Source organism: Mycobacterium asiaticum (genome assembly GCF_001673635.1).
In the GTDB taxonomy this organism is placed as follows: domain Bacteria; phylum Actinomycetota; class Actinomycetes; order Mycobacteriales; family Mycobacteriaceae; genus Mycobacterium; species Mycobacterium asiaticum_C.
This window is the reverse complement of sequence record NZ_LZMH01000061.1, coordinates 58,385-75,152: the sequence shown is the minus strand read 5'-3', so window position 1 is coordinate 75,152 and position 16,768 is coordinate 58,385. Positions and strand designations below refer to the sequence as shown.

16 protein-coding genes are annotated in these 16,768 nt (G+C 66.9%); 5 read left to right on the top strand and 11 right to left on the bottom strand.

The features are described 5' to 3' along the window. Nucleotides 1-80: 80 nt before the first annotated feature. The 4 genes from eccCa to A5645_RS17445 are packed head-to-tail and all read right to left on the bottom strand — an operon-like array spanning nucleotide 81 to nucleotide 7,304. On the bottom strand, nucleotides 81-4,163 hold the full coding sequence (gene eccCa / locus A5645_RS17460) for a type VII secretion protein EccCa (protein WP_065130455.1): 4,083 nt from the start codon (nucleotides 4,161-4,163) through the stop codon (nucleotides 81-83). 2 nt (nucleotides 4,164-4,165) lie between these two features. Continuing rightward, entirely contained in the window at nucleotides 4,166-5,665 is a 1,500-nt protein-coding gene (gene eccB, locus A5645_RS17455; RefSeq protein ID WP_065130525.1) for a type VII secretion protein EccB, read from the bottom strand. 52 nt (nucleotides 5,666-5,717) lie between these two features. Next, the gene (locus tag A5645_RS17450; RefSeq protein ID WP_065130454.1) at nucleotides 5,718-6,050 is read right to left on the bottom strand and encodes a DUF2710 family protein; all 333 of its coding nucleotides are present in this window, start codon (nucleotides 6,048-6,050) and stop codon (nucleotides 5,718-5,720) included. A gap of 36 nt (nucleotides 6,051-6,086) precedes the next feature. Continuing rightward, entirely contained in the window at nucleotides 6,087-7,304 is a 1,218-nt protein-coding gene (locus A5645_RS17445) for a DUF5631 domain-containing protein (protein ID WP_065130453.1), read from the bottom strand. A 91-nt stretch (nucleotides 7,305-7,395) separates the two neighbouring features. On the opposite strand from A5645_RS17445, the gene A5645_RS28200 reads away from it, so the two are divergent. Then, nucleotides 7,396-7,539 carry a hypothetical protein gene (locus tag A5645_RS28200; RefSeq protein WP_172830557.1) on the top strand — a complete coding sequence of 48 codons (144 nt, stop codon included), beginning with the start codon at nucleotides 7,396-7,398 and terminating at the stop codon, nucleotides 7,537-7,539. A 10-nt stretch (nucleotides 7,540-7,549) separates the two neighbouring features. Here A5645_RS28200 and A5645_RS17440 read toward each other — a convergent pair whose 3' ends face one another. The 6 genes from A5645_RS17440 to A5645_RS17415 all read right to left on the bottom strand — a co-directional run bounded on the left by A5645_RS17440 (nucleotide 7,550) and on the right by A5645_RS17415 (nucleotide 11,708). After that, nucleotides 7,550-7,852: a DUF2694 family protein gene (locus A5645_RS17440; protein WP_065130452.1), complete on the bottom strand. Its 303-nt coding sequence runs from the start codon at nucleotides 7,850-7,852 to the stop codon at nucleotides 7,550-7,552. A gap of 18 nt (nucleotides 7,853-7,870) precedes the next feature. After that, nucleotides 7,871-8,182, bottom strand: coding sequence for an ESX-1 secretion-associated protein (locus tag A5645_RS17435; RefSeq protein ID WP_065034274.1), 312 nt, complete (start codon nucleotides 8,180-8,182; stop codon nucleotides 7,871-7,873). Nucleotides 8,183-8,206: 24 nt separating this feature from the next. Then, nucleotides 8,207-9,646, bottom strand: coding sequence for a DUF4226 domain-containing protein (locus tag A5645_RS17430; protein ID WP_065130451.1), 1,440 nt, complete (start codon nucleotides 9,644-9,646; stop codon nucleotides 8,207-8,209). Between the two features lie 93 nt (nucleotides 9,647-9,739). Then, complete coding sequence (locus A5645_RS17425) at nucleotides 9,740-10,087, bottom strand: DUF4226 domain-containing protein (RefSeq protein WP_065130450.1); 348 nt, start codon at nucleotides 10,085-10,087, stop codon at nucleotides 9,740-9,742. Between the two features lie 26 nt (nucleotides 10,088-10,113). Next, nucleotides 10,114-10,923, bottom strand: coding sequence for a C40 family peptidase (locus A5645_RS17420; RefSeq protein ID WP_065130449.1), 810 nt, complete (start codon nucleotides 10,921-10,923; stop codon nucleotides 10,114-10,116). Beyond that, nucleotides 10,920-11,708: a helix-turn-helix domain-containing protein gene (locus A5645_RS17415; protein ID WP_065130448.1), complete on the bottom strand. Its 789-nt coding sequence runs from the start codon at nucleotides 11,706-11,708 to the stop codon at nucleotides 10,920-10,922. Before A5645_RS17415 ends, A5645_RS17420 begins: the two co-directional genes overlap by 4 nt. A gap of 141 nt (nucleotides 11,709-11,849) precedes the next feature. On the opposite strand from A5645_RS17415, the gene A5645_RS17410 reads away from it, so the two are divergent. The 4 genes from A5645_RS17410 (at nucleotide 11,850) to A5645_RS17395 (ending at nucleotide 15,149) form a co-directional block, all read left to right on the top strand. Further along, nucleotides 11,850-12,272: a WhiB family transcriptional regulator gene (locus tag A5645_RS17410; protein ID WP_065130447.1), complete on the top strand. Its 423-nt coding sequence runs from the start codon at nucleotides 11,850-11,852 to the stop codon at nucleotides 12,270-12,272. A 105-nt stretch (nucleotides 12,273-12,377) separates the two neighbouring features. Beyond that, on the top strand, nucleotides 12,378-13,760 hold the full coding sequence (locus A5645_RS17405; protein WP_065034280.1) for an acyl-CoA dehydrogenase family protein: 1,383 nt from the start codon (nucleotides 12,378-12,380) through the stop codon (nucleotides 13,758-13,760). Nucleotides 13,761-13,824: 64 nt separating this feature from the next. After that, nucleotides 13,825-14,814, top strand: a complete 990-nt coding sequence (locus A5645_RS17400) for a pirin family protein (protein ID WP_065130446.1) — start codon at nucleotides 13,825-13,827, stop codon at nucleotides 14,812-14,814. After that, a complete protein-coding gene (locus tag A5645_RS17395) occupies nucleotides 14,811-15,149 on the top strand; it encodes a GNAT family N-acetyltransferase (protein WP_065034282.1) in 339 nt (112 codons plus the stop codon). The genes A5645_RS17400 and A5645_RS17395 overlap by 4 nt, the downstream gene beginning before the upstream one ends. Here A5645_RS17395 and A5645_RS17390 read toward each other — a convergent pair. Beyond that, nucleotides 15,146-16,636 carry a PPE family protein gene (locus A5645_RS17390; protein WP_065130445.1) on the bottom strand — a complete coding sequence of 497 codons (1,491 nt, stop codon included), beginning with the start codon at nucleotides 16,634-16,636 and terminating at the stop codon, nucleotides 15,146-15,148. The genes A5645_RS17395 and A5645_RS17390 overlap by 4 nt on opposite strands. Nucleotides 16,637-16,768: the final 132 nt, after the last annotated feature.

Here is a 16,768-nt window from a genome sequence, read left to right as displayed (position 1 = left end):
TCTGCCTCTCGATCGGTCGCGGCCTGCCCGAGCGGCCGCAAGTTGCGCTGAGTCTAGGGTGGCGGCTCTTGCCTGTCGATTCAGGTTTGCAGGTCGCCTACCAGGACTCCTTCCATGACTCCGTCGGTGGTGACCAGCAGACCACGGCCGGGGGGGAGCTGCTGCGCGCTGGTTCGGCCGAAAACTTTGACAGCCGCCGGATCGTTGTCCATGAACAGCGTCGGTGCCCGAGAGCCCGTCATCTTCTGCAGGAACGGATTGGTGACCGCGACTCCTGCCCAGTTGCCGGGCAGCCGCGAGGCGATCACATGCAGGCCGATCTCGCGGCTTCGCTCGATCAGGCCCCACAGCGGCGCGGTCGCCGCGTTCTTGCCCAGCAGACCGTGCGGTCGTAGCTCTTGTTCATCGTCGATCAGCACGAAGTGGTGCGGACCGTCCCAGTCGCCGCGGCTGAGCAACTCGTCCTGGCTCAACCCCGAAGGCGGCAACCGGTCCCTCAGCAATGTCGCCAAGTCGCCGATCACGGTGTCGATGTCATCGGCGGTGTAGGCGTAGGCCCGCACGTGGTCACCCTGGATCTTCCCGATCAGCGAGGTCTTGGGGTCGATGATGGTGATCTGCGCCTGCTCGGGAGTGCACCGCGCCACAACCGACTGCCCGACCGCCGCCAGCGTGGTCGTCTTGCCGCACGACTGCCGGCCGACCACCAGGAGATTGGGCACCACGCGAGCCGGTAACACCACCGGCTGCAGAGCGGTTTCGCCGATCCCGAATGGGATGTTCAACGGATCTGCGTGCCCGGCGCCGGCCACGAACGCGGCGGCGACCTCGGCCAGGCCGATCCGTTCGGGCAGCCGCGCCAAACTCTCCACCCTGCCCACCCCGGTCACGCCCGCGATCAGCGCACCGATGTCGCGCGTGCCCACCCGGTCGCCGGCCGCACCGACCACCTCGGGCACCCCGACCAACAACTCGAAGCCCTCCCGGGTGAGTCCGAACCCGGGGCGGTCCAACGTGTTCCGGGCCGCCTTCTTACGTTCGAATCCCTCGCCCATCTGGGTCTCGTCGGGATTGCTCAGCCGCAACTGGATGCGGGCGTTCGACACATTGACCAGCTGCTGCTTCTGACCCACCAACCAGGCTGTCGCGCTGGTCATGATGTGCACCCCATAGGACAGTCCCTGCCGGGCGATCGCGATGGCACGCTCACCCATGGCGGCGTCCTTGTCGTAGAGGTCGCTGAAGTTGTCGATGACGAGGAACACGTCACCGAACTTGTCGTCGGGATCGGTGCCGCCGCCGGCTGAACCGTCGACGGCGAATCGCCGCTCCCGAAATTCTGAGATGTCGATCTGGTACCTCTTGAAGGACGCCTCGCGGGCCAGGACAAGTCCCTCGATGGAGGCTATCGTTCGTGAAACACCTTCTGCGTCAGTGGGACTCACTACCGACGCCACGTGTGGCAGGTCCTCGACGGGGAACAACGACGCACCGATACAGAAGAAGGCGACCCGTTCGGGCCGGTACATCAGCGCAGCCGAGGTCATCAGCGTCATCAAAGTGGTGGATTTACCGCGCTGCGCCGTTGCCACGACCATGATGTTGTCGGTTTCGGCGTTGACCACATGCACCCGCTGATCATGCTCCTCCGGAATGTCGACCACGCCCAACGGGAACGCCAGGCCGGGGTTACGCCCATAGTCGACATGCCACGGCTTGCCCCGCCAGCGCGCCACCAGCGCATCAACCGGTTCGCTGACTTCAAGTGGGGGAAGCCAGATTTGGTGCGGCGGCCGCGCGGGGTGCGAAATGAGTGATTCGCGGACGACGTCGACCAGCTTCTTCTTGCGGAAGCCGTCGGGATGGAACAGGAACTCGTCCGGCTCTGCGGGTTCGTCGGCGACAGCCAGCGCCGCGCTGTCGGAATCGCTGAGCGGTTGATACGCCCAGGTGTAGGCCCGCGGCTGGGAGAAGCTCATGGCGACCGTCTGGTTCACCTCCATCACCCGCTTCGGCACGACGAACGGCGCGGACACATAGAAGCAGCGGAACTGGTCGAGGTCACGCGGCCCGACTTTGAGCAACGCGTACCCGTTCTCCTGCGACGGCAGATGCAACGCGGCGTCGCTACCGATGACGTCCCGAGAGTCCTCGGCGGTCTCGGCGCGCAGCGCGACCCGGAATGCGATGTTGCTCTTGGCTTTACTGAGCGAGGAGAGATCCAGCCGCTGGCCGCCCAGGGTGAAGAAAACGTTGCAGCCGCGGCCTTCCTGCCCGATGTGGATGACCAAGTCGATCCACTCCGGATGATGAATGAACAGTTCGAGGTATTCGTCGATGATGACCAGCAGGATCGGCACCGGCTCCAGATCCCGGCCCGCCAGGCGCATCTCTTCGTACTCGTTCGCGTCGCGGGCGCCGGCGTTCTTGAAAAGCCGGTACCGCCGGGATATTTCACCGTTGATGGCCTTTCGCATTCGCTCGGCCAGGTGCCGGTCGTCCTTTCCCAGATTGGACAGCGATCCGGCGACGTGCGGAAAACCTTGCAGGTCCTGGGCTGCCGACTCGAACTTCATGTCGACGAAGATCACGATGAACGACTCCGGCGAGTGGGTCAACGCGATACCGCTGCACAGGGACAGGAAGTATTCCGACTTACCCGACCCGGAGGTCCCGATCACGACGGAGTGGAATCCGTAACCGCCGAAGTCCTTGGCGCGCAGGATCACATACTGCAGTTCACCGTTCTGTTTGACGCCGACCGGCACCATCGCCCATCGCGGGTCCCCACGACCGCGACTCTCCGCCCATAATTTGTCGACGTCGAGTTCTCTCGGATCACTGATGCCGAGCGCCCGAAGTAGTTCACCGCCTAGGCTTTCGGTCTCGGACAGCTCGTCGGCGCTCATCGGGGACCAGCGGGCCAGCGCACGCGCATACCTGTTGGCGGTGCTGTCGGCAAGCGCGTCGGCTACCGCGTAGAAGGCGTCGCGGTGGCTGAGCCTGCCGGCACGCAACGCGAATCGCTGGCTCTCGTCGGTGAAGCCGACGCCGACGCCGACCCGGGTTGCCAACCGCAGCACGGTGATACCGGCCATGCCCTTCTGGCCGGTCACCCCTTCCCACTGTTCGGGTGTGCCGACGTTGTCATCCACGATCAGCCAATGCGGTCCCAGCGCCGACGACACCTCGATCGGCGACGGCATGGAGGTCGGGCTCGCCGTCGCCGGTGGGGTCCATGGCCCGCGACCTTTGCGGTGCAATTCGGCATCGAGCGCTTCTTCCAGTTCCGTGGGTGAGGCGAACACCAGCCGACGTAGCCCGCACGCATCGAACATCTCGTCATGTTGGTTGTGCGGCAACCAGACCAGCCACTGCCAGTGCTCGGGATGTCGGGTCACCACCATCAGCTTGAGATCGTGCGGGCTGTGGTAGACCGCAAGCGCGCACAGCATCGCGCGCATCAGTCCGTGCAGCTCGATCGGGTCTTCGGCGACGAAACTGAACCCGGGTTTCGAGCGCAGGCTCAGCACCTTTCCGATACCCCGGATCTTGCTCTGCTCGAGAATGAAGTCTCGTAGTGCACCACCCGTCACGGGCTCCAGCTCTTCGCCGATCGGGACGTCGGGCCACTGTATTGAGACCGCTGACTCGCTGGCTTGCTGTACCCCGACACCGAGCCGCACGTCCAAGAAATCCGGATCGGTGGGGCGCCGTTCCCACATGCGGGGGCCGCCGATGATGGTGTCGAACCGTTGCGGGTCGGCGTGGACGAACAGCTGGGACCGCCGCTGCTGTTGGGCGGCGCGTTGTACTTCCTCGCGGTCGTCGTCAAGTTGGCGTAGATAGCTGCGCCGCTGCTTTTCCTGTTCGCCCCAGGTGATTCGGCGTCCACGGCCGAAGCGTCCGCCGAACATCAGCGCGCCGAAGCCGACCAAGCCGACCATCGGGAAGAACCCCGACTGCAGTGACCGCACGCCGGATGCGTACATCACGACCAGGGTGCCGATGATTCCGATCAACAGGGCCGGCAAGGCGATCATCAGCAGGATGTTGCGCGGCTCGCGTTCGGGCAGCGCCAGAGGCGCGGCCACCGCCACCCGTACCGGCGGGACAGTCGCTGGCGGCGTGCGCCTTCCGCGGACGAACCCTCGTTTGGACATGATCAGTTCCCCGCTTCGTCGGAGTCAGCAATGGGTGCTACCGCGCCTCCTGCGGGTACGGCATCGCGCGCGATCAGGGCGGCGTCCCGAGCGATTGCCGGGCCGGGGGCGAACGTGCGCACAATCGGCCAGGGGGCCTGGACGGCGTGCCGAGGCTCCAGACCCAGTGCTTGCAAAGTCCGTTGATCCGGCTCGATGCCGTACCGGACACCCTGTGGTGAAAGCCAATACAAGCTTTCCCGGCTGTCGGAGACAGCCGAGCCACTGGTGGTTGCGACGAAGTTGGCCGCACCGGGCAGGATCAAAGTCTGGTGCGCCTCGGCCGATTCGGGATTTCGATCGTCACGCACGAGGTGCACCAGCCGGGAATCCATGCCGGCCGGGACCGGCAGGCCACGTCCGGAGATGACGGTGATCCTGGCCTGTGGATCGGTAGCCTGTTTCTCCCACGCGACACATGTGACGGGATTGGCGGCCGTGTCAACGAAATTGAGCTTGCCCGAGGGGTAGTAGTCGACGTCGAGGACGTCGACCACCGGGATGTGAACGAGTTTGTCCGGTGCCACTAGCGTCGGCGCGGTCGAGCCTTGGGAGTCGCCGGTCCGCAGTAGGTCAGCGACGAATCCGGTGATTTTCTGCACTCCGGTGGGCAGCAACACGTAGAAGCCGTTGAGCGCCCCGCCGGCGTCGCGGGACTCCAGGACGCTACCCACCTTGGCGCCGGGTAGCCACCGCGAAGGACTGCCGGATTCCGAAATCGTCGGTAGGACAAGAGGTTCGGTTGACGGCATGGCATCGAACAGCGCGTTGGAGATTTCGACCGGATACGTCACGCCGGGATCGAGCCCCAGGTTGAATGTCACCGATCGGTCGGCCGGATCGATCCGGGATCGCTGCCCGCCCCAGATCACATAGGTCGCACCGCGGTGGGTCACCAATACTGCCCGTCCCGGTTCCAGGGTTGCGGCCCTATCCGCCGACGTGAGTGACCCCGCAATCGATGTCACCAGCGGCGTGGCGGTGCTGGCGCGGGAACCCTGCCGTTGCGCGGTGTCACAGATTGCCCAAGCCGAGACGGTGCCGCCGGTGACCGACAGCGCGTCCGGTACACCGGGAATCCCGATCATCGGGCCGGTCGGATACTTGGCGATTTCATTGGCGGTCACCCACGTGGGGGCGACCGCATTGCCGACCGCCAGACGCGCCGAAGTCAGATTCAGCGCGGGGTAGAGGCGTCCGCCGATCCTGGCGTAGATCGCCCCGGTGTCGCGATTGCCGATGACGGACGACTGGGCGACCAACCCGGCAGGCTTCATCACATGCAGCAAAGCCATCCATCCGACGCCGATCAGCACCAGTACGGTCGAGAGAGCTACCGCCGCTTGCTGTTTGCGGTCGTCGTGCTTCATCCGCACGGAGAACCTGGTGATGGCGGCTCGCAACCGCCGGTTGTAGAACAGGTGCCCAGAACTCTGGTCGCGGTTCGACAGATTAAGTGGCACAGTCATTCTCCTTCCGGCGGGTGCGTACGAATCCCTCCGTACGTCGCCGACGTCACTGCAGGCGGCCGCCGTACCGTGCCTGATTGTCGGCTTCAGCCTCTTCGCGCACCGCTGCAATCGCGAGGTTCAATCTGTCGGCCAGTTCGTTGGGGGAGTAGCCGACCATCACGTCAGGATGCAGGGTCAACTTGAGCAACCGTCCGTCCGAATTTGCCACAGCGTAAACGTCTCCCAGGTCAACGCTGTAGGTGACGGCTTCGGCCTGGGCGACAATCGCTTCCCACTTGTCGGCCGCCTCGCTCAGTGAGCGGAGCACCGATTCCACGAGAGCCCTGTCGCCTTCGGCGCTGAGGTCGGCGATTTCACTGCGACCCGGCCCCGACACCCTGACAGTATGTCGACGCCTCTTACCAGCGTCAATTCAAACCTGCGGGCCGCCTTCGGGCGATGTAGCGGGTGGCTCGGCAACCGCTGCGGCACTGAGCTTCTTGAACCAAGCGAAGTGATAGTTCGCCGATATAGTGTCGCCCGCAACGCGGGCATCGGTGGCGGCCAACAACATGCAGTTGAGCAGCTGCGCCAATTCGACGTCGGGGTACTGAGCCAGCACCTGATAACGCAAGGTGTCCAGGTGAACCCGGAGCAGGTCGGCTTCCTGTTCGACGATTTCGCCACCGCTTGCGGCGGCCTTCGCCGAGGTGTGCACCAACCGCGGCAAACCCTCGCGCCAGTGGGTCGCGGCGCCGAGCTCCCAGTCCAGGTCGTCGACGACAGGCAGTTCGAAAGGTTCCACCGACGCCTCGATATCGTCGGATCCGGTCGGCCAATTCGCCGACTCTCCTGGCGCGTAGGTCGCGGCGCGGGTCGTGGCGCCGAGTAGCTCGGCGGCCCGACCGCTGCGCCGCTGCGGTTCGGGCAGCCGTAGCCCGGCCGGGATCGCGATTGCCGGCGGTATCCAGCCATGCGCGAGGTCGGTGACCAACAGCGTCGTACCGTCCAAGCGCTCCCCGATCGCCCAGTTCACCCGCGGTTCCTGGCGCGCGACGAAGGCCAGCAGCCGCTGCAGCCGCTGCTCACCGTCGGAAGCCTCGTCGGCGGCGGCTGGCGCCGGCGGTGGCGGAATATCGTCCCGGATGGCCGGCATGACCTGCGTCTTGTGCAGATCGATCGGCGGGGGCACATCGTCGACCGGTGGGGGCACGTCCCGAACGGCCGGCAGCACCTGCGTCTTGTCCATGTCGGCGCGGCCGCCGCCGTTGCCGAGCGCGGGTGGCGCGGTGGGTCGCTGCCTCAGGTGTCGCAACTGGCGCATCGTCGAGTCGACTCGGCGCACCGCATCGGCGCGGGCATCGTCGATCACTCGGGCTTCGGCGGCACGGCGCGCCGAATGCGCCAGTTCCGAACGCCGGACAGCTCGCAGATCATCGTTGGCCGACTTGGCAATGCGCTCCAGGTCGGCTCTGAGATAGTCTGCGAGAGTTGCGGTTTCGCCGTCGCTCGGCGACAACTCGGGCGGCCACAGCCCCCCGATCACCCATGGGGTGCAGTCGGGTGGAGCGCTGAAAGTCGGAACGGTCAGAGACTCCTGGGTCGCTCTACGCAGCCGCTCCCGCGCCGTTCTGCGACCAAAGATTCCCACCGGCTAAGCGTACCGGCATCCGGTCGGCCCCGATTGCGGTATCTGCGGACGGTGAATTGTGTGGCCGCTATCGCGTGGGTAGCGTGTGGCCATGGCCGATTCTGCGCTGCAGCAGCAGCTCGACGAGGTGCGTGCGCTGCTCAGCCGCGCGCGAGAGTTGTTCGGCGCCAACCCGATCGAGCCGCCGGTCGATATCGTACCCGAACCCGACGCCGCCAAGACCTGGCTCCCTTAGGTCTCCAACCTCAAAGCCGGGCCCGAAGCTGGTGCGCCAACAGCTTTTCAATCGCCGCGTCGAGATCGGACGACGTCGGAACCTCCGCTGACGGACTGTGCCCGGCCGCGACAATCTCCGCGCGCACTTCCAGTAATGCTTTGAGGCACGACACGTCGGCGGTCAGCACGATCGCCTCCGCGAGGCTTTCGGCGTCCGTCTCCATCGCCGCTTCGCTCAGCGCGACACTGTGCAGGTACCCGCCCCGGCAGGAGCGCACCAGGATGCACCCGCTCGGGTGAACGGTGTCGAACGCAGGGTTGGCTTCAGTCATCGGTGCCGCTGACGTTAGTCATCCGTCGACGACGCCGCCGAGTTTGTCGGCGGCTTCTTGTTCGTGCCGCTCCCACATCGCCGCGGAGGTGTGCAGGCCCTCGGCGATGTCGGCATGATCGTCGGCTTGCTGCTCGTAGCACTGGCGCCTGACCTCGAGCAGTTCCCGGCCGGCCTCGCGGAGTTCGCCGAAAATCGGACCCAGCGAGTCCAGGCTCGCCTGGATTGCGGGGTGCGACGACGGCACGGCCCGTAGCTGCTCCGAGGTCTCCCGGTGCCGGGCAGCGGCTTCTCGCAGCTGCGCCGGCACCACATGGATTCGATCTGCCATAGCTGCCTCCTTGATGTGGGCTTATCAGGCTGTGATGGCCGACGGCCGGGTCGGGGTGGGTAGGTCGGCGTCAGGCGGGGCCGGTGCCGACGGCTGGGTTAGCGGGGGCGGCGGATGTTGCCAGCCTAGGAAGCTCGGCCCGGCGACCGCTGAGATGTGCTGAATCTGGCCTTCGAGCAGGGCCTTGCTGCGACCGAGGGCAAGCGCGTGCCGATCGGTGAACATGCCGATGTCACCCGGGACGACCTGCGCCGGGTCGATCGGGTGTGCCACCGCGGTCCCCGGTGGCGGGATGGTGATGCCCTGTTGCCGGAATGCCTCCGCAATCGGTGTTCCACCCGCCGCAGCCTTGATCGCGGCGGCCAGCTGGGGACTTGCGGCCGTCACCGTCTCCCCGTTGGGCAGCGTCACGGTGGTAGGGCCCGCCGGCGGTGCCTCGGGTTGGCCGGACGCAGGGTCGCGTTCCTCGTCACGTGGATCGTCGTCGCCTCCGTCGTTGGGGTCGTCGCGCTTGATCTTGTCCTCGTGGCGGCGGTGATCATCGAGGTCGGGATCGCCGAAGGCGCCGTCGGCCAGCGCTCCGGAATCCCGGCCGGACCCGCCGCCGGACAGGCCGGGCAGCTGCAGGCCGCTCGGTGCGCCCCAGGACGGCATGCCGCCGCCGGACGGTGCTGTCGCGCCGCCCCCACCAGGCGCCGCGGGCGCCCCGGTGGGTGCGACCGACATCGCGGCTTCCGGCGGGACTGCGCCCGACAGCCCCGGGTCGTCGAACCACAGGGGATCGAGCCCTGGATCACCGTCCGGTGCGGGTAGTTGGCCGCCAGCGCTTGGGGCTGGCTGGGCGGGTGCCGGCGCGGGCCGCAGATCGCCGGATGGCGCCGGTGTCGCCGAACCGCTCTTCGAGGCGTTGTACAGCGACGTCCACGCGGCCATCAAGGCGGACTTCGACGTGTCGTCCAGACTGGCGGTCGCGACGACCTCCCGGATGTCTCTCAATTTGCCGATCAGGAACCGTTGGAAGTCGCGGGCGCCGGCGGGGGTGTCCAGGTCCGTGCGCATCGCTACCGCCGACTCGAGTTCCTGCTGCAACTTGGTGAGCGCATCGCGTCCTTCCATGTTCGTCAGGTGGGCACTGAGGACGGCCGAGATCACTTGCAGGTCGAGTTGAGACGTCGCCGAATTCTGGTGCGCCAAAGCGATTTCGGCTTGGGCGATGGCTTTGGCCGCATCCCCCTCGGTGCGGGTGGGTAAACCGGCGGACGGGGGCATTCCTTGCGGTGAGAACAAATCAGGATGGCGCTGGCGGATCTTGGCCAGGATCGCATCGAGCTCTGGCACGGAGGTCGCAGGCATCAGCGCGGTGGTCACTTCGGCGGCCGTCAGCCCGGTCATCCAGGCTTGCGGGTCTCCGGTGCTTGTTTGGATGCGCCGCATGGCGTCGACGAGGTCCTGGTAGGTCGTCATCTAGGTGATCCGCGCGCCGCCCGACCACTTCATGCCGCGGGACAGTACCCAGGCGCGGCGCCCCGGACAATTCACCCCGACCGTAACCTGGTCTCAACCCCGGTACCGGTCTTGCAGATCGTGCAGCACAAGGCTTTTCGCGTGGCTGATCTCTCGGGCGTGGGTCACGATCGCGGCGATCTCGCGCTGCTTATCTACCAGGAACCGCTGGTATTCGCGCGATCCCAGTGGCGTGTCGGCGGCGAGCTTCGCCTGCTGGGCGCGCTCGATCTCGGCGGCGATCGCGTCGAGTCGCCGGATGCTGTCGAGCATGGTCTGATGTGCGCTGCTCAAGACCTCCGACAGGGTTCGATCTGCCTCGGCGCTTGCGCTGTACTTACCGGCCAGAACGATCTGTCGCTCCCGGAATGCCGCCATCGGGGATCCAATGGATTCCGACATGGGTCAACCTTCTCTCACCAGGGCTCTCACCAGGGCCGCCGAATCTGCACGTTGGTGCCCAGTCGGCTGATCCGCACCGAAGCGCCCGAGTAGGGCGCCTCGACCACGAGATTGTTGCCGATCGCCATTTGCACGTGCCCGGCGTGCGGAAACACCAGGTCACCGGGCCTAATCTGCGAGCGCGGCACCGCGGCACCGTCGTTGATCTGTTGGTAGGTAGTGCGTCCGAGGTGCACACCGGCCTGCGCGTAGGCCCATTGGACCAGACCGGAGCAGTCGAACCGGTCGGGCCCGGTCGCCCCCCACACATAGGGACGGCCGAGGCGCGACAGAGCGGCCCGGACCGCGCGGCCGGCGCGGCCGTGCGCCGACCGCAGCTCCGGACGACGATGCGATGACCGATAACGCAGCGCCCGTAGGGCCGCCACACGCCGCCGGGCCCGACCCCTGGCCGCGACGACGTGCGATCGCTGCGCGCGTAGCCGCGCCACCCGCCGGCGCAGCGCCTCGCGCTGGGCAAGCGGTGTTGTCGACGGAACCGCGGCATCTGCTCGGGCCTCGTCGACGACGTTGCCGGTTAGCCCTCGTGCCGTCGCACGATCCCGGTGCGCACCGGCAAGGATCGCCGCCAACGCATCATCCGTTCGGCCGGCCGACACCAGCGCCGCGTGAACACGGCCCACGGCACCCTGGTAATGCCCTTGTCGCACAGCGGTGTTCGGATCACCAGGCACGTCGAGTGGCATTTGGTCGCGCGCCATCGCCGGCACCGGATGATCGAAGCCAGCGAACAGCTGATGGGCGCGGGTCAACGTCTCGACCTCGGACGGACTCACTGGGCTTGCTCACTGTCCTGGCCCGCGGGCACGTCTGTGCCCGACTCCACAGCCTGCACGGAATCGATGAAAGCGCGCACGCGGGGGAGGACGGCTTGGGAAATCACGCCGCGGGTGCGGATGTCCCACACCTCGTCGGTCCCGATGCCGATCATTGCCGCTACCACCGCGTCCGGCAGAGCCGACTGCGCGCACGCCTGCTCGAACTGCGCACTCAGACTTGACGGCAGACGTTGCAGCAGGGCGCTACGGGTGTCCTCGAGCGCATGCAGGTGTTCCATCAAGCGGGACGCGGATTCGCCGCCGGAATTGATGGCCAATCGCCATGAACTGGCGGCCAGCATCTCCGCCTTGACGCACTGCGCGATCACGTCCTGAATATACGACTCATATTCGTTTGATGTTTTCGCCGGCAGACGGTCGATGAAGGCTTCGAGGGTTTCACGCTGCGCTTCGGCATATCGGGCAAGGACATCGGTGTCGTCGTGACGTCGTACGACAGGATCTCCACCAGCGGGAGCGATCTGGACCGGCTGGGCTGCGAGCAACCGGCTGAGTTCAGCCGCCGGATCGGCCGCGACCACCAGCCGCGAATAGGTGCCCGGCGGCAGACCGAGACCGTTCTCGACCTGTTGAACTGTGCTTTTGTGTGGTTTGCGGACACCGCGCTCGAGATAGCTCAATCCCATGATGCTGACGCCAGTTGCGGCGGCGAGGTCGGCCAGCGACCAATCCCGCGACTCGCGAAGTGCCCGGATCGCCGCGCCTGCCGACTCACGGCTCACGGCTGGCTCCGGCCATGCCCCGGATATTACACAGCGATGCAACCAGCGCTGGTCATATACGTTTTCGTCGCGCTTCTCTTGTGTGCATGGTCGAGTTGTGTATACGCTTCTGTCTACGTTTCGTTATTCGAGGAGGCCAGCATGTCCAACCCCTGTGCAACCAACCCGGAACTCTGGTTCGGTTATCCCGACGACGACGGCGGCGACGGGGCCGCCAAAGCTCGCGCCTACGAGCGCTCCGCCACCGAGGCCCGGATTCAGTGCCTGCGTCGCTGCCCCCTTGCGCAGCAGCGGTTGTGCGCGGAGCGCGCAATCAGGCACCGCGAGGAATGGGGCGTTTGGGCCGGTGTCAAGTTGCCCGGCGGTCAGTACCGCAAGCGTGAACAGCTCGCCCGAGCGCACGAGGTGCTGCGCCGGATCGCCTCGGGCGAGATCAACCCCAGGCAGTTGCCCGAGAACGCGGCGTTGTTGGCGCGCCGCGAGAACGACGCCGTCCCGGCCACCGCGGTGGTGTTGCACCTACCGACCGCCCGGACCGAGGCAGGCCCGCGCTCGGCGGCCTGATGCGGCGGCGGTCAGATCCATTGGATATCAGAGCGGTAGAGCAGGGTATACGGGGGACGACAGGGGCCCCGTACGGGCCGAGGCAACTGACCCAGAGGCGCTCTCATGACCTTCGACCTGACCCCCACCCAAGCGCAACACGACCTGGCGCGTCGAACGCACGAGTTCGCCGAGGAGGTCATCCGCCCGGTCGCCCTGCACTACGACCAGCGCCAGGAGTTCCCGTGGCCCGTCCTGGAGGAGGCGGCACAGCGCGGCTTCTACAGCCCGCTCTTCTACCGCGACCTGATCGGTGACCCGACCGGCATCTCGCTGCCGATGTTCATGGAGGAATTGTTCTGGGGCTGCGCCGGAATCGGTTTGGCCATCGTGATGCCGGCGTTGGCGCTCTCGGCCATCGGCCAGGCCGCCTCGCCGGAACAAATGCTTCAGTGGGCTCCGGAATGCTTCGGGACGCCCGGTGACCTCAAGCTGGCCGCGCTCGCGATCTCCGAGCCCGAGGGCGGTAGCGACGTCCGCAATCTGCGGACCACCGCTACCCGCGACGGGGATGACTGGATCATCAACGGCCACAAGATGTGGATCGGCAACGGCGGCATCGCCAACGTGCACGTGGTGAACGCGGTCGTCGACCAGGAACTCGGCCACCGCGGTCAGGCCCTGTTCGTGGTACCCGGCGGGACACCCGGGCTCGAACTGGTGCGCAAGCTGGACAAGATGGGCTGCCGCGCCTCGCACACCGCCGAGCTCAAATTCAACGATGTCCGGATCCCGGGTGCCAATCTGCTTGGCGGAGAAGACAAACTCGAACACAAGCTGGCCAAGGCGCGGGAGGTGGTCGCCGGCGCCAAGAAATCCGGCTCGGCGACACTGGGCACCTTCGAGCAGACCCGTCCGATGGTCGCCGCGCAGGCTATCGGGATCGCGCGGGCGGCACTGGAATACGCCACCGCATACGCGACCGAACGGGAGGCGTTCGGCGGACCCATCATCGACCACCAGGGTGTCGCTTTTCCGTTGGCGGACTTGGCGACTCAGATCGACGCGGCCCGGCTGCTGACCTGGCGCGCGTCCTGGATGGCGGCCAGCGGCGTCCCCTTCGAACGCGGCGAGGGTTCGATGTCGAAGCTCGCCGCCAGCGAGGTCGCGGTCAAGGCCACCGAACGCGCCATTCAGACGATGGGCGGCTGGGGCTACATCACCGACCACCCGGTCGAGAAGTGGTACCGAGATGCCAAGCTGTACACCATCTTTGAAGGGACCAGTGAAATTCAGCGCATGGTCATCTCCAATGCGCTGGGCTCGGCGGTGGACACCCCGCCGCTGCACGTGACCGTCGAACCGACCGGGGGACCGCTGAACCGGGTGTTCGGTCGCGGCACCCCGCTGCGGTCGCGCGCCGCGGATCGCGCCCTGGCGCTCAAGGACCGGGTGCCGGAGCCGATCATGCGCGTCGCCATGAAGGCGTTGCAGCCGCCCCGAAAGTAGGCCGTGGCGGCGAGTAGGGTCGGCTGTATCGGCGCCAACTGCCGCAGTTCTTGGAGGGCCGGCCATGAGCAACCTCGAAAGCATGCCGGACGAGGTTGCTTGCGGCGCAGTGCAGGCCGCGTCGCGACCCGCGGTGGAGGTGTTGCATCCGCGTGAGGTGCCACTCGGCGGGCCGCGAGCCATGCGGGTCCAGCGGACCCTGCCACAGCGGGAACGCTCGCTCATCGGAGCCTGGTGCTTCGTCGACCACTACGGTCCCGCGTCGGTGCGGATGGATGTCCCGCCGCATCCGCACACCGGCCTGCAGACGGTGAGCTGGTTGTTCAGCGGGGAAGTGGAGCATCGCGACAGCGCCGGTGTGCATGCCAGGGTGCGACCGGGCGAACTGAATCTGATGACGGCGGGAGCAGGCATCTGCCACTCGGAGGTCTCGGTCGATTCCGCGGTGTTGCACGGGGCGCAGCTGTGGGTGGCGCTGCCCGATGCTGCTCGCGACACCGGACGCGACTTCGCCCATTACCGGCCTGAACCGGTGGCGCTGGCCGGCGCACGGGTCCGGGTGTTCCTCGGTGAGTTGGTCGCAAGTCGTTCGCCCGTAACGACTTTCACCCCGCTGGTCGGGGCGCAGATCGACCTCGACGCGCATGCCGTCGTGGAACTGGAGGTCGACCCGGCGTTCGAGCACGGCGTGCTGTGTGACCAGGGTGCGGTGCAAATGTGCGAGGCCGGCCTCGGTGTTGCCCAGCTGGGATACCAGGGACCGGGGCATCGCGTGTTGCCGCTGCGCAATCTGGGGGAACGACCGGCCAGAGTTCTGTTGTTGGGCGGCGCCCCTTTCGGGGAACAACTGGTGATGTGGTGGAACTTCTTGGGCCGCAGCCACGACGAGATCGTCGAGTATCGCCGGCAGTGGGAGCAAGCCGACGACCGGTTCGGCGCCGTGCAGGGCTATCGCGGTTCGGTCGACCGGCTGCCGGCGCCGCCCATGCCCACCACCCGGCTATTGCCCAGGCCATTGCCCGGGTCCGCATCGAAACCGAAGGAGCACTCATGACCGTCGACAAGACCGGCGCAGAAGTCACCATCACCGAGGAGGACCGCAAGTACACCATCTCGGTCGGCGGTCAGGTCGTGGGGTTGGCCGACTACGCCGACCGCGGCGAGCAGCGCGTCTTCCACCACACCGAGATCGACCCCGAGTTCGGCGGCCGCGGCTTGGCGACGCTGTTGTTGGAGCAGGCGCTACAGGACACTAAGTCGGAGGGGAAGCGCATCGTCCCGGTGTGCTCGATGGTGGTGACGGTGCTCAAGAAGCATCCGGAGTACAACGACATCACCGACCCGGTGACGGCTGAGGTCGTGGGGTGGGTCAACACCCAACCGAACTAGGGCTCGTTCTGGTCCCAGGTGGTGGGCAGCATCGGGATCGTCGGTGACCCACCGTATGAGTCGGTGGGCAGCGTCATCAGCCCGGTGGCGTCGGCGTCATCCTTGGTGACCGTGCCGCCGAAGCCCATGGTTCCCGCGCCGCGACTCGACGCCGCGACCGAAGGCTCCTCCGCCGGGGCGGCGTCAGGATCGTCGAAGTCCATGAACTCGTCGCCGTACTGAAATTCCGGCATGGTGTCGGTGCGCCGCCGCCGGGCGCGCCGTTTCTCGCGCGCCGAGACACCCGCGGCGGCCGCCGGAATCCCTTCCGCCGGCGCCTTGGCTCCCGTCCGGTCCCGCAGCGTGGGCGTGAAGCCGCCACCCGGATCGAAACCCGGCACGGCGTACGGCACCAGCGGACCCGCGGCTGCGGGCGTGGCCGCGGTCGGTGCCGGTGCTCCCGCGCCGGCCGCTGAGGCAGCCGGTGCCGCCGCGGAGGTCACCCCGCTCGGCGCCAGACCGGCCAGCGGCAGGACCGCCGAGTGCCCGGTCAGCGCCACCGCGGCCGGAACCGCGGCCTCGCCGGCGGCCGCAGCCGCGGCCGGTCCCAGCGCGAGGAGTTGTTGACCGACGCCGGCCACCACCCCGAGCGTGATCGCCAACAGCGGTTGCAGCAGCAGCTGCGGATAAGTCAGCGCCGCACCGACATTGGAGAAGACCTGATAGGCGACCGCGGACAACAGTGGACCCCAGGTGACCAAGGCCTGGGACGGATTCGTCAGGAAGTCGGTGAGCAGCTTGACGCTGTTACCCAAGGGGTCCTGCAGGAAATCGGTGATCGGCCCGAACAGTTGCTGAACGTAGTTGATGTAGCCCTGCAGCAGCTGGCTGATCAGGTCGGAGAAATTGAGTTGGGTGCCGGCATCCGCCGCCGGTCCCGCGGCCGCCATTTGGGTGGGCGCCGCCGCCTCGGATTTGAGCACCGCGGGCGCGGGCACGGTCTGCGGCACTGCGCCCAACACAGCCGAGGACACCGCGTCGTAGGTGCTCATCGTGGTGGCCGCCTGGACCCACATCCGCACGTAGTCGGCCTCGTTGACGGCGATCGGAATCGTGTTGATGCCGAAGAAATTGGTGGCGACGAGCACGCCGTGCACGATGTGGTTGGCGGCCAATTCGCCGAGGGTGGGCATCGCCGCCAGCGCCGTCGTGTAGGCGGCAGCCGCGGCCTCGTGCTGAGCCGCGGCGGCGTCACTTTTGGCCTGCGCCTGGGCCAACCAGGCCAGGTACGGCGCATGGGCGAGGACATACTCCGCGGCGCTCGGCCCCTCCCAGGAGCTCTGTGCCGCGCCCAGCACGGCGAGCAGTTCGGCGGTCGCGTCGGCGTACTCGACGCCCAGCGCCTGCCAGGCACCCGCGGCCGCCAGCAGCGCCGCTGGACCCGGACCGCTGGACAACAGCGCCGAGTGGATCTCGGGCGGTGCGGCCATCCAGATGGGGGCCGCCATCACGGCTCACCCACCGAATGCGCAATCCCCACCCTTACATTGTGTAGGCAAACCTAACTAGCCCATACCCCTCACCGGCATAGTGGATACCCCCCACCCGCATGCGCGGTGCTGCCACAGCGCTGCGGGCGA

Coding starts and splice junctions, on each gene's coding strand:
- eccCa (WP_065130455.1), bottom strand. CDS start 4,163: ATGTCCAAACGAGGGTTCGTCCGCGGAAGGCGCACGCCGCCAGCGACT.
- A5645_RS28200 (WP_172830557.1), top strand. CDS start 7,396: ATGGCCGATTCTGCGCTGCAGCAGCAGCTCGACGAGGTGCGTGCGCTG.
- A5645_RS17440 (WP_065130452.1), bottom strand. CDS start 7,852: ATGACTGAAGCCAACCCTGCGTTCGACACCGTTCACCCGAGCGGGTGC.
- A5645_RS17435 (WP_065034274.1), bottom strand. CDS start 8,182: ATGGCAGATCGAATCCATGTGGTGCCGGCGCAGCTGCGAGAAGCCGCT.
- A5645_RS17430 (WP_065130451.1), bottom strand. CDS start 9,646: ATGACGACCTACCAGGACCTCGTCGACGCCATGCGGCGCATCCAAACA.
- A5645_RS17425 (WP_065130450.1), bottom strand. CDS start 10,087: ATGTCGGAATCCATTGGATCCCCGATGGCGGCATTCCGGGAGCGACAG.
- A5645_RS17410 (WP_065130447.1), top strand. CDS start 11,850: ATGTCCAACCCCTGTGCAACCAACCCGGAACTCTGGTTCGGTTATCCC.
- A5645_RS17405 (WP_065034280.1), top strand. CDS start 12,378: ATGACCTTCGACCTGACCCCCACCCAAGCGCAACACGACCTGGCGCGT.
- A5645_RS17400 (WP_065130446.1), top strand. CDS start 13,825: ATGAGCAACCTCGAAAGCATGCCGGACGAGGTTGCTTGCGGCGCAGTG.
- A5645_RS17395 (WP_065034282.1), top strand. CDS start 14,811: ATGACCGTCGACAAGACCGGCGCAGAAGTCACCATCACCGAGGAGGAC.
- A5645_RS17390 (WP_065130445.1), bottom strand. CDS start 16,636: ATGGCGGCCCCCATCTGGATGGCCGCACCGCCCGAGATCCACTCGGCG.